Annotated in this window: 12 protein-coding genes; 6 read left to right on the top strand and 6 right to left on the bottom strand. The window is 50.1% G+C overall.

Annotated elements, in window-relative coordinates; translation table 11 throughout:
* Positions 1-77: 77 nt before the first annotated feature.
* A complete protein-coding gene (locus PK629_03470) occupies positions 78-629 on the bottom strand; it encodes a hydrolase (protein ID HOP10531.1) in 552 nt (183 codons plus the stop codon).
* A 166-nt stretch (positions 630-795) separates the two neighbouring features.
* Here PK629_03470 and PK629_03465 point away from each other — a divergent pair, with 166 nt between their 5' ends.
* The 4 genes from PK629_03465 to PK629_03450 all read left to right on the top strand — a co-directional run bounded on the left by PK629_03465 (position 796) and on the right by PK629_03450 (position 4,623).
* Entirely contained in the window at positions 796-1,152 is a 357-nt protein-coding gene (locus PK629_03465; protein HOP10530.1) for a metalloregulator ArsR/SmtB family transcription factor, read from the top strand.
* 14 nt (positions 1,153-1,166) lie between these two features.
* The gene (locus PK629_03460) at positions 1,167-3,005 is read left to right on the top strand and encodes a heavy metal translocating P-type ATPase (protein ID HOP10529.1); all 1,839 of its coding nucleotides are present in this window, start codon (positions 1,167-1,169) and stop codon (positions 3,003-3,005) included.
* A gap of 140 nt (positions 3,006-3,145) precedes the next feature.
* A complete protein-coding gene (locus tag PK629_03455; protein ID HOP10528.1) occupies positions 3,146-3,757 on the top strand; it encodes a hypothetical protein in 612 nt (203 codons plus the stop codon).
* Positions 3,754-4,623, top strand: a complete 870-nt coding sequence (locus PK629_03450) for a sugar phosphate isomerase/epimerase family protein (protein HOP10527.1) — start codon at positions 3,754-3,756, stop codon at positions 4,621-4,623. The genes PK629_03455 and PK629_03450 overlap by 4 nt, the downstream gene beginning before the upstream one ends.
* A 34-nt stretch (positions 4,624-4,657) precedes the next feature.
* Here the strand turns inward: PK629_03450 and PK629_03445 are convergent, their stop codons facing one another.
* Both PK629_03445 and PK629_03440 read right to left on the bottom strand, forming a co-directional pair.
* Positions 4,658-5,707, bottom strand: coding sequence for a sialidase family protein (locus PK629_03445; protein ID HOP10526.1), 1,050 nt, complete (start codon positions 5,705-5,707; stop codon positions 4,658-4,660).
* A gap of 12 nt (positions 5,708-5,719) precedes the next feature.
* Positions 5,720-7,012 carry an MFS transporter gene (locus PK629_03440; protein HOP10525.1) on the bottom strand — a complete coding sequence of 431 codons (1,293 nt, stop codon included), beginning with the start codon at positions 7,010-7,012 and terminating at the stop codon, positions 5,720-5,722.
* Between the two features lie 157 nt (positions 7,013-7,169).
* On the opposite strand from PK629_03440, the gene PK629_03435 reads away from it, so the two are divergent.
* Together PK629_03435 and PK629_03430 are read left to right on the top strand one after the other, a co-directional pair.
* The gene (locus PK629_03435) at positions 7,170-7,574 is read left to right on the top strand and encodes a hypothetical protein (GenBank protein HOP10524.1); all 405 of its coding nucleotides are present in this window, start codon (positions 7,170-7,172) and stop codon (positions 7,572-7,574) included.
* Between the two features lie 64 nt (positions 7,575-7,638).
* Complete coding sequence (locus PK629_03430; GenBank protein HOP10523.1) at positions 7,639-9,522, top strand: thioredoxin domain-containing protein; 1,884 nt, start codon at positions 7,639-7,641, stop codon at positions 9,520-9,522.
* On the opposite strand, the gene PK629_03425 is transcribed toward PK629_03430, so the two are convergent.
* The 3 genes from PK629_03425 to PK629_03415 all read right to left on the bottom strand — a co-directional run bounded on the left by PK629_03425 (position 9,519) and on the right by PK629_03415 (position 14,292).
* Positions 9,519-10,868 carry an FAD-dependent oxidoreductase gene (locus PK629_03425; GenBank protein ID HOP10522.1) on the bottom strand — a complete coding sequence of 450 codons (1,350 nt, stop codon included), beginning with the start codon at positions 10,866-10,868 and terminating at the stop codon, positions 9,519-9,521. The genes PK629_03430 and PK629_03425 overlap by 4 nt on opposite strands.
* A 169-nt stretch (positions 10,869-11,037) precedes the next feature.
* Entirely contained in the window at positions 11,038-12,456 is a 1,419-nt protein-coding gene (locus PK629_03420; protein ID HOP10521.1) for a hypothetical protein, read from the bottom strand.
* Positions 12,457-12,900: 444 nt separating this feature from the next.
* Entirely contained in the window at positions 12,901-14,292 is a 1,392-nt protein-coding gene (locus tag PK629_03415) for a hypothetical protein (GenBank protein ID HOP10520.1), read from the bottom strand.
* Between the last annotated feature and the right edge of the window lie 16 nt (positions 14,293-14,308).

The raw sequence follows: 14,308 nt of genomic DNA, 5'->3' as shown, positions 1-14,308 counted from the left end.
ACCGTTATCGGCGCTTTACGCACGCAGTCGAAGAATCTCCCTCAAAAGAGATAAATTTAAAACAGTCTGTGCTGTGTTTAATCCACCAGGTCACTGGTGCGCATGGCTAAAATCGTCTGCTCAAACAACTTTTCCAAATCCCAGCCGAGCATTTCCGCACCCTGCTGAATCACCTCGCGCGAACAGCCCGCCGCGAACTTTTTATCCTTGAATTTCTTTTTCACCGACGAGACCTCGAGATCGGACACACTCTTCGACGGACGCATGATGGCCGCCGCGCCGATCAACCCTGTCAACTCATCCGTTGCGAACAACACTTTTTCCATCTGGTGTTCCGGCTTGATGTCGGCGCACTGCCCGTAACCGTGGCTTGCCGCAGCGCGAATCGTCCGCTCGTCAACCCCGTTTTCGCGCATCAGTTCCTGCCCCTTGATGCAGTGCTGTTCGGGAAACTCCTCGAAATCCAAGTCGTGCAGCAGCCCGACAACCGCCCAGAACTCCTTTTCGTCTCCGTATCCGAGCGACTCTGCATACCACCCCATCACATCGGACACAATCCGCGCGTGCTGAAGATGAAATTCGCCCTTATTATATTTTGTAAGCACCGCCCACGCTTCTTCCTTCGTCATCGTCCGAATCCTCCTTTTCGCAAAGAAAATATATATCGTTATTTATTTTACTCCCCTCTTCCCCATCTGTAAACCTTTTCTCTTAAAAAACTGCTTGACAATTGAATATATACTCAACTATAATGATTACGGTTGAACGTTTACTCAACCATAGAAAGGAGCTTGTATGTCCAAAAACGAATTTATCTGTGACTGCAACACCGTCCACGGTGAAGTGGTTGCAGAGGTCAATAAAAAAATGCTCGATCCTGCGGCCTTTGAGCGTCTCGCAGGTTTTTTCAAGGTCTTCGGTGACGTCACCCGCATGAAAATTTTATGGGCGCTCGACCAAAACGAGCTCTGTGTTTGCGACCTCGCCAACATTCTGAGCATGAGCAAGTCGGCGGTTTCGCACCAACTGGCTGCTTTACGAAAAGCCGATCTCGTCCGCTTCCGCAAAGCCGGCAAAGAGGCGTATTATTCCCTCGCCGACGACCATGTTAAGGTCATCACGGAAACCGGCCTCGAACATATAAATGAATGAAGGAATATTAAGTCATGGAAAAAGGACAAAAATCCGTTTTAATCCGAATCATTCTCGGCGCTGTCTTATTGGGCGTCACGTTTTTTCCCTCTGTTACCGGCACAACCGATCTTATTTTATGTATCGCAGCATATCTGATCACCGGCGGCGATATCGTTTGGCAGGCGGTTAAAAATATCATTCATGGCGAGATTTTGGACGAGAGTTTCCTCATGACCGTCGCCACGCTCGGCGCGTTTGCCATCGGGCAATATCCCGAGGCGGTGGCCGTGATGCTGTTTAACCAAGTCGGCGAATTCTTTCAAGACCTCGCCGTCGATAAAAGCCGTGCATCCATAGGCGAACTGATGGACATCCGCCCCGAATATGCCAATATCGAGCAAAACGGCGAATTGAAACAAGTCGCCCCCGATTCGGTCGAAACCGGTGCAATGATTGTCGTGAAACCCGGTGAAAAAATCCCGATTGACGGCGTTATCGTCGAGGGTGTTTCTTCACTCAACACCACCGCGCTGACCGGCGAGAGTTTACCGCGCGACGTGCAGGTGGGCGACGGTGTCTATGCGGGATGCGTCAATCTTTCGGGTCTTCTGCATATCAAAACTACCGGCACTTTCGGAGAATCGGCGGTCGCAAAAATCCTCGATCTCGTCGAAAACGCCGAGAGCGGCAAGACCAAAAGCGAAAAATTCATCACCCGGTTTGCAAGGGTCTATACCCCGATTGTGGTCATCGCCGCGCTGCTATTAGCCGTTGTGCCCTCACTCATCACCGGTCAGTGGATCGACTGGATTCGCCGCGCGTTGATCTTCTTGGTGATTTCATGCCCCTGCGCGCTGGTCATTTCGGTGCCCATGTCTTTCTTCGGCGGCATCGGCGGCGCATCCAAAAAAGGAATTTTGGTCAAGGGTTCGAACTATCTGGAAGCCCTCTCTAAAGTCGAAACTGTTGTTTTTGATAAAACCGGCACGCTGACAAAAGGCACTTTCAGCGTACAAGCCGTTCATCCTGAACTCATCTCCGAGACAGAACTGCTCGAAATTGCCGCCATGGCTGAGAGCTATTCCGATCACCCGATTTCACTCTCGCTCAAAAACGCCCATGCAAAAACGATCGACAAATCCCGCATTACCGGCGTCGAGGAAATCCCCGGCCGCGGCATCAAAGCCGTTGTGGACGGCAGAACCATCTACGCCGGCAATAACCAGCTGATGGAACAAGCCGGTGCGCGGTGGAAGCCCTGCGACCATCAGGGCACAATCATCCATGTTTCCGATGGCAGCGAATATATGGGTCACATCGTCATCGCCGACGAGGTCAAACCGCAGTCCAAGGCGGCGATATCCGCTCTCAAACAACTCGGCGTCCGGAAAACCGTAATGCTGACCGGAGACCGGGAAGCGGTCGGCAAAGAGGTGGCAGAGACCCTTGGGCTCGACGAGGTACACACCGAACTGCTGCCCGCTGATAAAGTCGCACAGGTCGAGCGGTTGATGAGCGAAAAGAGTGAAAAAGGGCGTCTGGCATTTGTCGGCGACGGCATCAATGACGCGCCGGTGCTCAAACGCGCCGACGTCGGCATTGCGATGGGTGCATTAGGTTCCGACGCCGCCATCGAGGCCGCCGATGTCGTATTGATGGACGATAACCCCGAAAAACTTGCACAGGCGATTCAAATCTCCCGAAAGACGATGCGTATTGTCACCCAGAACATTGTCTTTGCGCTCGCCGTAAAAGCAATCGTGCTTGCACTCGGCGCATTCGGCGTCGCAACCATGTGGGAAGCGGTCTTCGCCGATGTGGGTGTCTCGCTGCTCGCTGTCCTGAACGCCCTGCGCGCAATGAAAAACTAAATCTATTAAATAAAGTTATATGAGAACCGCCTATGTGAAAAACGCAGGTGGTTTTCACCGTTTAAACGGCAAAGCCCTTTCTTTTTCATTCCGAGCACGGTATAATGGATAATGAAAACAAGCGGGAGGCAAGCAATAAGATGAGCACCAAGGAGAGCAACGAAATTACAGTGAAAGTCACCTGTGAACTACCGGAATTTTATGCAATACTTGAAAGCAAGGGCTTTTCACCCGCCGACCGGTTTTCGCTGGACGATTCCTACTTTATTCCCAAAGATATGAAAACCGAAATTCTGACCGCCAGAGAAATCTTGGCCGAAGCCGTATTGGTCAGAGAAATTCACGATAAAATTTTAAATAAAACCACCAAAAAGCTCACTTATAAAATCAAGGAATTCAACGCATCGGGCGATATTTTACACCAAACCGCAGTCAACTGTGAAATTTTGAATACAGAAGACGCTAAAAAACTGCTCTCGGCGCTGGGGTATCGGGAACTTATGCGCATCATCGAAGATGATATCGTCTATGAAAAAGACGGTTTCTCTTTGGCCGTTAAAGATATTCACGACGGAGACAAATTGATCGAAATCGAGACCGAACCTGATAACGCTGATTTTGACACCATCGAAAAGCTGAAACAGCAACTCTTTTCATTGCAATTACCAATCGACCAAAGCGACTTTTTTATAAAAAAAGCGGAAGTTGAATTAGATAAAATTTTAAGAGAAGCTAACGGGAGGAACTTATGAAATTCGGAATTTATTATGCCTATTGGGAGCACGAATGGGGCGGCAATTTCCTCCCCTATATCGAAAAGGTCAAGCGACTCGGTTTTGATATCCTCGAGGTGGCCTGTGGCAATTTCTATCTTGAAAACAACGCCTTTTTTGACGAACTGCGCCGCGTCTCGGAGCATAACGGCATCACCCTGACCGGCGGTTACGGCCCCCGCCCCGAACACAACCTCGCCTCGACCGACACCGCCGCCGTCGAAAAAGCGTTTGCGTTTTACGCCGATATGTTCAAAAAGATGGAGCAAGCCGGAATCGGTTCTTTGGGCGGCGCAATCTATTCCTATTGGCCGGTCAATTTCGCCGGAGATCTCGACAAAGCGGGCGATTTTGAACGCAGCGTGAAGAGCATGAAGCGTCTGGCGGACATGGCATCGAACCACGGCATCACGCTGAACATGGAAGCGCTCAACCGCTTCGAGGGCTATCTGATCAACACCGCCAAAGAGGCGATTGACTATGTCAAAGCCGTCGATAAACCCAATGTCAAAGTCATGCTCGACACCTTCCATATGAATATCGAGGAAGACAGCTTCACGGAGGCGATCGAATCCGCAAACGGGCTGCTCGGGCATCTGCATGTCGGCGAAGCCAACCGCAAGCCGCCGTTTGAACAAGGCCGCATGCCGTGGGCGGAGATCGGCAAAGCGTTGAAAAAAATCAATTATACCGGCAATGTTGTCATGGAGCCGTTTGTGCTGCCGGGCGGACAGGTCGGAAAAGACATCTCCATCTGGCGCGACATCTCCGAGGGCGCGACCGCTGCCGACCTCGACAACGCCGCCGCAAAATCCGTGGTTTTTTTGCGCAAAACGTTTTCCTGAAAATAAATCACCCGATAAAAACCGTCAGCAGGCCTTAAAGCCTGCTGACAATTTGTTTTAATCTGCTGTCCGGATTCACCAATTGCCCCGCGAGAATATCTTCCTCGGTCACTTTTGCCATTAAAATCTCACCTGCGCCTCTGCGGTCGCGGTCATAGATGATGTAGATATTGCCGTTGTTATCGAAAGTCGCATCGGGATAAGAGACTTTATCCCGCTCGTCCAGCAGCAAAAAACCTTTCCAGGTTTTACACTCGTCTTCGGACAGCATTGCGGTCATGTGGTCGCGGCCCGTGAACTGATAATGATTGACCAGCAAAATCCGTCCCGACGGCAGCCGCCTGATGAAAAAACGGGAATCCGGGCCGCCGAGTCCGCTGTCTTCACCGGGTGTCCAGGTCTTTCCGCCGTCGTGGGAAACGCTCTTCCCGATGCCGTATTTCGTGCGCACCAGCATCCATAAATCGCCGTTCGCAAGTTCCAGCGTCATGTGTTCGTCGAACGCACGATTCGGCACATCCGCCTGCCCGTACAGCAAAAAGCTCTCACCCTCATCGCGGGAGATATAAACGTTTGATTTCTTTTCATTTTCGGCTTCAGTCGGCGGCAGGTCTTTATAGGCCTCCACGTTCCATACCGCGCAGGGCAGCAGCCAGTCGCCGTTTTTCAAAACGGTGGGCTTGTTCATCATAATGCCGTTGGCAATTCTTCGCGGAACGGTCCACACAAGCGTATCCGCATCGGGATCGTCACAACGCACGCACCAAACGCCGCATTTCCCATCAAACAACCGGCCTGTTGATTCCGCCCAAAACCACCACAGCCGGCCTTTGGGATCGATAAACAGACAGGGGTCAAAGGCGCGTTTATCTTCTTTCGGATCGGAAACGGCGATTAAATCACTCCAATTCCGCCCGTCGTCCTCGCTTTTCAACAACACGGCAAAATTTCCGACGCCTTCACCTTCTCCGCCGCTGTAAAACGTCGCGAAAAGGCGGCCTTTTTTCGTCCGCTCAATACCGGGAATCCCCTGCCATTTTCGATCTTGATAACGCTGCAGCGCCTCTTTGTCGGTAATCAGCATAATAACCCTCCGTCAGTTTTTGGTCCTGTCCGGCCCGATTTCGCATTTTTGTCTTCCGAATATTTTATACCGCGCATAAAACACGGCCATGACTTGTAAGATCCCCGAGATCATAAACAGCAGCTGATAGGAAGAGAGGTGGAGCGTGAAAATCGAAATATTAACATTCTGGAACGCACTTACCACCGCCGTACCGATTCGCGGTCCGAAAAACGAGAACAATCCGGTGACGGCTGCGGTGAAATTGAGATAGATCAATCGGTGATCGGGATCGCTGAGACAGATGTTGGTGTTGAAAATTGCAATGTTGACCCCAATCATACAAAGGCCGTTAAAAAAGAAATTGACGGCATACAGATAGTCGGTTCCCGGACCCATCAGCATCCAGATCCCGTTGGTGAGCGCATACCCGAGTCCCGCAAAGGTCAGAATGTTTTTCCAGCCCTTTTTATCGCCGAATTTTCCCCACACCCGGCCCACCAGCACTTTTACAAACATGGTCACACTGCCCACGGCGGCGATAAAGGTATAGGAAACGCCGATGGTTTTAACGGCGTAGACATTGAAATACGGTGTTGCGAGCAGCAACGAAAAGTTCCACCAAATCGAAAAAATGACAAACCCCAAATATTTTTTATCCTTAACGGGGATCGTCAGCAGCTGCTTCAGCGTGATTTTGACCTCGTCCTCTTTGCGGTAATCGGGGACAAGCAGTAATGAGACGGTCTCGATGACCGAAATTGAAATCATCACACCCGCAATGATCAGATAGATAAAAGTCTGCTTGCCGTAAGTATCCAATAACCGCCCGATGGTCAGTGAACAGATGATGCCGACGACGTTTGCGATAACATTGCGGATGGAATAGTAGGAACCCTTTGCGTTGTCGGCGATGTACGTATCATTCCAGGACAAAATGCCGTTGCCTTTCAAAGCGTTGAACATGCTTTCAAAGCAGACGCAGATGATAACAAATAAGACCTTCCCCGACGTGGGTACCGATAAAAACGGTGCGATAAAAAACTTTGAATAAAAGATCAGATACCGTAAAATCGTCAGACCCGCGCTGACCCATTTATAACTTTTCAGCCGCCGGTAGACATAGTATGAAAATATCTGGAGCACATTCATCAATGTCATCACTGAGGCCAGTGTTCCGATATCCGAGTCCTGCGCACCCAACAGCAGCATAAAGCCGGTCATAAACAATGTTGCGGCGCCGGATATATTATTTGTAAAACTGGTGCCCGTAAAGTTTACCAGAAAAAGTGCCTTATATAAAGTTTGTTTGGAGGGCTTGCGCATGCGCGCTTGTAAGTGATGAAACATATCAAAAATTTTAACACAAGGTAAAATCAATGTCAAATCTCATGCAAATCCGCTTTTTGCTCTTTCGACCCGTATAACCGCTTGACAGCGCGCGTTTCCGGACGGTAAAATCAAACGCGGAGGAGGTGTTTTTATGTTGATTAAAATTCTGACGACGTTCGGCAGCACGATGATGATCGGATTCGGTGTCTGGCATTTCACAGTGCCGTCGAAATGGCAGTGGTACGGTTATATCGTCCCGTCAGCCACCGAATTGGTGTTGGCTGTGCGTGCAATCAATGTGTTTTTCTCACTCTGTCTGGTTTTGATCGGCGCCGTCAATTTGATTTTTCTCTACGCCATTCCCCACAAACCCTCGCTTGCGGTAATGCTGGCGCTCTCTACGGTCCTCTGGGGCGTTCGGTGTGTTTTACAGTTGATCTATCCGCAGGGATCCGTCAATCCCCTGCTGCAATACGGCATGCTGGCTGCTTTCTTCCTTATATTATTAAGCTTTTCGGTCTCGTTTGTGCTGACCTTGCCGTCCCTGAGAGGATAAATTTCAGCGGCGCGGAAACGATAGCGAGGTATCGAATCCGTATTGAACAAAGGAGTGTATAAATATGGTGCATACCAATCTCCTGATCAACGAGACCAGTCCTTATCTGCTCGAACATGCCCACAATCCCGTAAATTGGTACCCGTGGGGCGAATCGGCTTTTGCAAAAGCCAAGCTCGAAGATAAGCCGATCTTTTTATCTGTCGGCTATTCGGCCTGTCATTGGTGCCATGTGATGGCACGGGAGAGTTTCGAGGACGAAACGGTGGCCGAATACCTGAACAATTCCTTTGTCAGCATCAAGGTCGACCGCGAGGAGCGTCCCGACGTCGACGGGGTCTATATGCGTGCCTGTCAAGCGCTGACCGGCGGGGGCGGCTGGCCGATGAGTATTTTTATGGGCGATGACAAAATCCCCTTTTTCGCCGGGACTTATTACCCCAAAGACACCTTCATTCAAATTCTTGAGGCCGTTGTAAAGGCCTGGAAGCACGACCGGCACACCCTTTTGATCAACGGACGCCAGATCACTAAAGTGGTTAACGAACAGCAATCCGCTAAAAAATCTTTGAAACCCGAAGACCTGACCGAAAAAGCGCTGACCGAATTCGAAGAGAGTTTTGACGCCACATACGGCGGCTTCGGCAAGGCCCCGAAATTCCCTTCGGCGCACAACCTGTTGTTTTTACTCACCGCAGCGCCTGAAATGGCCGGGAAAACGCTCGATTCAATGTACCGGGGCGGCATGTTCGACCACATCGGCGGCGGTTTTTGCCGTTATTCCACCGACCGGTACTGGCTGGTCCCTCATTTCGAAAAAATGCTCTATGACAACGCCCTGCTGGCAATGGCCTATCTCATCGGATATGAAAAGACCGGCAAGACGCTTTACCGCACCGTCGCCGATCGAATTTTTATCTGGCTGGAACGCGAGATGGCTGCACCGGACGGCGGTTTCTATTCTTCTCAGGACGCCGATTCCGAAGGCACCGAGGGCAAATATTATACCTTTACGCCGCATGAATTAAAACTGCTTTTAGGTGAGACCGACGGTACGCAATTCTGCCGCCGTTACGGCATCACCTCCGAAGATAATTTCGAAGGCGGAAGTGTTCCGAACCTGTTGAATTCGACGCTCGAACCGGATAAAATCGACGAAAAAATACAAAGTGTATATGAATATCGCAGAAAACGACCTGCGCCGCACACCGATGTCAAGATTCTGACCGGCTGGAATGCACTGACCGCCGCCGCCTATGCGATGGCTGCGCGCATCCTCAAATCCGATATCCACCGCCAAACCGCACAAAATACAATTGATTTTATGGAACGCAGATTCATTGATAACGAGATGCTTTTTTCCGGCGGCACCGGCGGCAAACGCATCGGCCCCGGTTTTCTAGATGATTATGCCTTTTTGATTTTCGCCCTGATACAGATGCATCAGGCCACACTCGACGACCGGTATTTAAAGCAGGCCGCCGAATTAACCGACCGCGTCTGGACTTTGTTTTGGGACGATGAAAACGGCGGTTTTTTCTTCTCCGGTACGCATAATGAGCAATTGTTCGCCCGTCCAAAGGAGACCTGGGACGGTGCGATGCCCTCCGGCAATTCGGTCATGGCCTATAACCTGTCACGGCTTTCCCTGCTGACCGAAGATGAAAAAACAGCGGAAAGAGCCGAAAAACAAAACCGATTCGTTGGCGGTGAAGCGGCTGCTTATCCGATGGGTTATGCGTTTTATCTGTATTCCCGGCTTCCGGTTAAAAAAGTGTTCTGCCGCCTTGCAAATCCGAGCGATCTCAACGCTTTGCATATCTCATCCGACTGGGTATTCCGGCTGACGACCGATCCGGCTTATCCCGCGATCGAGGGGCAGACAACCTATTACATCTGCGAAAACAACACCTGCTATCCTCCGACAAACCTGCCTCCCACCCGTTAAGACCGACTTTTTTTGGGCGGACGCGCGGGTTTTGCGGCGGGATTGTCGATAACGCCGCCGTGCTCGTCGAATCTCGATCCGTGACAGGGGCAGTCCCACGAGTGCTCAAAGGGATTCCATTTTAACGCACAGCCGAGATGTGAACAGCGGTTAGATTTCGGAATGACAAAGTTGCACAGGGTTTCTCCGAGGTTGATGAAAAACTGCTTCCGAAGCATACTGCGCCGAGGTGTGAATACCTCGGCATACGGATTTTCACGCCCGCTGAGCAGATCGGCTAAAATATCGGCGGCAATCATCGAAGAAGTCATGCCCCACTCGTTAAAACCGGTAGCGACATACAAATTCGGCGTCGCCGGGCTGTATTGCCCGATATACGGCACTTCATCCAGCGCCATACAGTCCTGTGCCGCCCAGACATATTTCTCTTTCACATTGGGCAGATACGCACGGCAGAACGCTCTGACGGCTTCAAACCCGCCACCTTGTTTCCCCGTTCTGTGATCTCCTCCGCCCGCCAACAGCAGACCTTGATAATGGCGCAGATAAATACCGCTTCGAACGTCGTCCGTATCGGAATCCGCATTCACATATGTCCCGTCAAAATCCGGTGCGTTTTCAAGGGCGATCACAAACGAGCGCATCTGAAACATCTTCATAAAATAGAGTCCGCGCCGATCGATAAACGGAAAATGCGCCGCCATCACGACCCGTTTTGCCTTGATATCGCCATGCAGCGTATAGGCAGTTATCTCTCCGCCTCGGATGCCGTCCACACCGTAGACAAAACTGTTTTCACGGATGTTCAGTCCCCGCACGATCCCGTATAAAAACTTCAGCGGGTGAAATTGCGCCATGCCCGGATAGACAACCGCACCCGAAACCGGAAACGGCAGCGGCGTCTCGATGACAAACCGCGCCGGGAAGCCCAATGCATTTACCGCTTCCGCCTCCCGTTTCAGCGGTTCCGGATCGACCGTTGTATATTGGAAGGAGGGTCTTTCTTCAAAATCACACGGCACTTCCCGCGCAAGAGACCGAAACCGTTTGACAGCCCCGAGATTGGCATTCAAATATCCTTTTGCCTTATCGGCTCCGAAACGGGCCGTCAAATCGGTATAACGCGCGTCATGCTGTGCGGTTAAAACACCGGTTGTTCCGCGGGTTGTTCCGCGCCCGATTGTTCTGCCCTCAAGCAGCAAATACTCGATACCCCGCCGCTGCAGCTCATAGGCGCACAATACCCCGGCCATCCCGCCGCCGATGATTAATACGTCGGTCGAGACGTTCTCCGAAAGCCGCTCAAACTGCGGCGGATTCACGGTGGATTCCCAAACGGATTTCATATAACGCATACCTCCGAAAAATATCATACACATCGGTAGTATGCGCTTTTTAAGAAAAATATAGTGAAGCCACTACCGCTAGTTCTCGTCTTAATTTTCAAGTGGCTTCACTATATGCGCAGCGAAATCGCCGCGCGATATTTTAATTTTCTTTTCCCGGATGATTATTCTATTCTTCCGTTATTGTCTGTATCTGAGCATACTCCAAAGCGGTCTGATAGAACGTGTCAACGGAAAACTCGATCGGTGTGGGAATGATATAGTATAATGTTTCAATTACGCCGGTGCCTTTCAATCCGATGGGTTCAATGGTATCTCCGATTTGATAGAGAGTACCGTAACCCCAATACCAAATGCTTCCGTCTTTCTTTTCGGCAAAATGCAGTCCCCCCATTCCGGAAAACAGCCGCTTGATGTGATCCATAATTTTGGTCGGCTGGCTTACCTGTGCATCGCCTGTATTAAGGCGCATGTAGATGTCCGCTATACTCACATCGGTGCCGGTATAGCTCTCTCCGTTGCCCAGGATTCCCAAATCAGCATACCCCCACGACCACAGCGTGTTGTCTGTTTTTAAAACGAGAAGTCCACTGCCGCCGTAATCTATCTGTTTGACGTCGGACATCACCGGTGTCGGCGTATCCACGTATTCGGGATATCCGGAAGAGAGCATCTGCCCATTTCCGCCGGTTAGCAGAAGGTCATTGTAGTTCCGCCCGCAGGCATAGAGTTCATGGTCCTCGGTCAGATAAAAGGTGGTCGATGTCGAAGCCCAGATATCAATAACATTGTCCGCAAGATGGTACGGCTCCGTAACAACGCAGTCATATGTCTGGGTATCCAAGTCCCCGTGCTCTCCGTTGCCGCACTGGCCGTATTCGTTACCACCGTAACTCCATAAGGTACCGTCATTTTTCAAAAACAGCACCCCGGAGGGCACCGACAGACCCGTAACCATACGTGCGACCCCGTCGATCACTTTTTGCGGCTGTTCCGCAACCTCTCCGGTCATGCTATTAACCATAAAAGTCCAGACACTGCCGTCGTTTTTCAATGCAAAATAACCATGACCCACCATAAAATCTTTGACATCAGTCATCACCAGTTCGCCGCAGTCCTCGTATGCGATGGTTGAAAGTTTGCTTTCCCCTTCGGGCATCGTATACAGTTCTCCGTCATTTGTCAGATACAGCGTAAGGTACATTTTAGCGACGTTTTCCCGGACGACATGCGGTACGCAGTCATCGTTCTCGTATTTTGTACTCCATTCGATGATCTCTCCGCTCTTTGTCAGCGCCCTATTTCCGAGCTGTACATAGGCGACATCGGAATAGATTTTTGTCGGAACGTTATTAAATACAATCTCCGTCCCCTGGCCAAGAGAGGACCCGGGGAAATACGTTCCGGTGCCGACGTTGCGCTGGTCATAACCCCAGGTATAGAGATCGCCGTTGCTGTCGATAAACGATCCCCCACTCAAAGTGATAAACACTTGGGGCAATTCCCCCGCCCTGTCTGTCTGTCCGGCAACGGAACACCCGGCGAGCATCAATACACCCGCCAAAATAAAAACGAATATCTTCTTCATATTCAGCCCTCCTGTCATGAAATGATTCTTGGTTTCGATTCCTCAAAACCGTTTTAACGAAATCCGGTGCTGTTCCATGATATGCAGATTTCCCTCTTTTTGGATTTCTAATGTCAAGACTGCACACGCTGTCTTTCGTTCACTTTTGAAATTCTCAAATCGCGTCCGCTTCATTTCGGAACACAAAGTCCGGCCCTTTCGGATCCGCGATTCACTTTTTCTGCCTATATTTCCTCGTCCTGTGTGCTTTCAGTTTACACCTTTTTCCTTTTATCTGTCAAGTTTTTAGAGCCTCTTTAACGAATTCTTACGTGAATCTTCTTCAAATCGCCTCATTTTCTTCACTTTTCCTCTTGAAATCCCACTTAAAAACATGTTTTTACACAAAAATATCGCGCGGCACTCACCGCGCGATATTTTAAATTTCCTTTCCCTGCTGATATTTTATTCTTCTGTTATCATCTGTCCCACTGCGTAATCAAGTGAATTCTGATAAAAATCCTCGATTGAAAATTCAATCGGTGTCGGAATGATATAAAACTGCCTTTTAATGACGCCGGTGCCTTTCAGCCCGGTGGGCTCAACTGTATCTCCCATCCGATAGAGGATGCCGAATCCCCAGTACCAGATGCTGCCGTCCTTTTTTTCGGCGAAATGCAGTCCGACGGTCTCGGTGAACAGCCTCTCAACGTCGTCCAAAATTTTAACCGGCTGACTCAGCTGTCCGTTTTTCAAGATCATTAATTCAGAGCCGCTTTCCCAATCCCAATCACTGCTCTGAATACTGATGCCGTTGCCGAGTGTGCCCATATCGGCATATCCCCAACCCCAAAGCGTGTTGTCGGTTTTAAGAACAAAAATAGCTCCGTTACTGTAATCCATCTGTTTGACATCGGACATCACCAGTGTCGGCGTCGTCACGTATTCGGGATATCCGGAAGAGAGCATCTGCCCGTTTCCGCCGGTTAGCAGAAGGTCATTGTAGTTCCGCCCGCAGGCATAGAGGTTATTGTCTTCTGTCAGATAAAACGAAGTTGAAGCCGAAGACCAGATATCGATAACATTGTCCGCAAGATGATACGGCTCTGTAACGATGCAATCATATGTCTGGCTATCCAAATCCCCGTGCTCTCCGTTGCCGCACTGACCGTAATCGTTACCGCCGTAACTCCACAATGTACCGTCTTTTTTCAAAAACAGCACTCCGGAAGGTACCGTCAGACCCGTAACCATACGTGCGACCCCATCGATCACTTTTTGCGGCTGTTCCGCAACCTCTCCGGTCATGCTATTAACCATAAAAGTCCAGACACTGCCGTCGTTTTTCAATGCAAAATAGCTGTGCCCCACCATGAAATCTTTAACGTCAGTCATCACCAGTTCGCAGCTGTCCTTGTTTGTAATACTTTCCCCTGAGGACATCGTATACAGTTCGCCGTCCTTGGTTAAATACAAATTCAAATCCAATTTAGCGACATTTTCCCGGACGACATGCGGTACGCAGTCATCGTTTTCATATTCCATGCTCCATTCGATGATCTCTCCGCTCTTTGTCAGCGCTCTGTTTCCGAGCTCCACATCGGCGACATCGGAATAAATTTTTGTCGGAACGTTATTAAAGACAATCTCCGTCCCCTGCCCAAGAGAGTACCCGGGGAAATACGTGTCGGTACCGACGTTACGCTGGTCATATCCCCAGGTATAGAGATCGCCGTTGTTGTCGATAAACGATCCTCCTCTTATAGTGATAATTATCTGGGGCAATTCCCCTGTCCCCGCAGAACACCCGGCGAGCAAGAATAATCCCGCCAAAATAAAAACGAATATCTTCTTCATATTCAGCCCTCCTGTC

It is taken from the genome of Oscillospiraceae bacterium (assembly GCA_035380125.1).
Classification (GTDB): domain Bacteria; phylum Bacillota; class Clostridia; order Oscillospirales; family JAKOTC01; genus DAOPZJ01.
This window is presented reverse-complemented; position numbering and strand designations above follow the sequence as displayed.

Bases quoted from the DNA above. Each gene is read 5' to 3' on its own strand.
- PK629_03415 (HOP10520.1), bottom strand. From the start codon at position 14,292: ATGAAGAAGATATTCGTTTTTATTTTGGCGGGATTATTCTTGCTCGCC.
- PK629_03430 (HOP10523.1), top strand. From the start codon at position 7,639: ATGGTGCATACCAATCTCCTGATCAACGAGACCAGTCCTTATCTGCTC.
- PK629_03445 (HOP10526.1), bottom strand. From the start codon at position 5,707: ATGCTGATTACCGACAAAGAGGCGCTGCAGCGTTATCAAGATCGAAAA.
- PK629_03460 (HOP10529.1), top strand. From the start codon at position 1,167: ATGGAAAAAGGACAAAAATCCGTTTTAATCCGAATCATTCTCGGCGCT.
- PK629_03465 (HOP10530.1), top strand. From the start codon at position 796: ATGTCCAAAAACGAATTTATCTGTGACTGCAACACCGTCCACGGTGAA.
- PK629_03455 (HOP10528.1), top strand. From the start codon at position 3,146: ATGAGCACCAAGGAGAGCAACGAAATTACAGTGAAAGTCACCTGTGAA.
- PK629_03440 (HOP10525.1), bottom strand. From the start codon at position 7,012: ATGCGCAAGCCCTCCAAACAAACTTTATATAAGGCACTTTTTCTGGTA.
- PK629_03420 (HOP10521.1), bottom strand. From the start codon at position 12,456: ATGAAGAAGATATTCGTTTTTATTTTGGCGGGTGTATTGATGCTCGCC.
- PK629_03425 (HOP10522.1), bottom strand. From the start codon at position 10,868: ATGAAATCCGTTTGGGAATCCACCGTGAATCCGCCGCAGTTTGAGCGG.
- PK629_03435 (HOP10524.1), top strand. From the start codon at position 7,170: ATGTTGATTAAAATTCTGACGACGTTCGGCAGCACGATGATGATCGGA.
- PK629_03450 (HOP10527.1), top strand. From the start codon at position 3,754: ATGAAATTCGGAATTTATTATGCCTATTGGGAGCACGAATGGGGCGGC.
- PK629_03470 (HOP10531.1), bottom strand. From the start codon at position 629: ATGACGAAGGAAGAAGCGTGGGCGGTGCTTACAAAATATAATAAGGGC.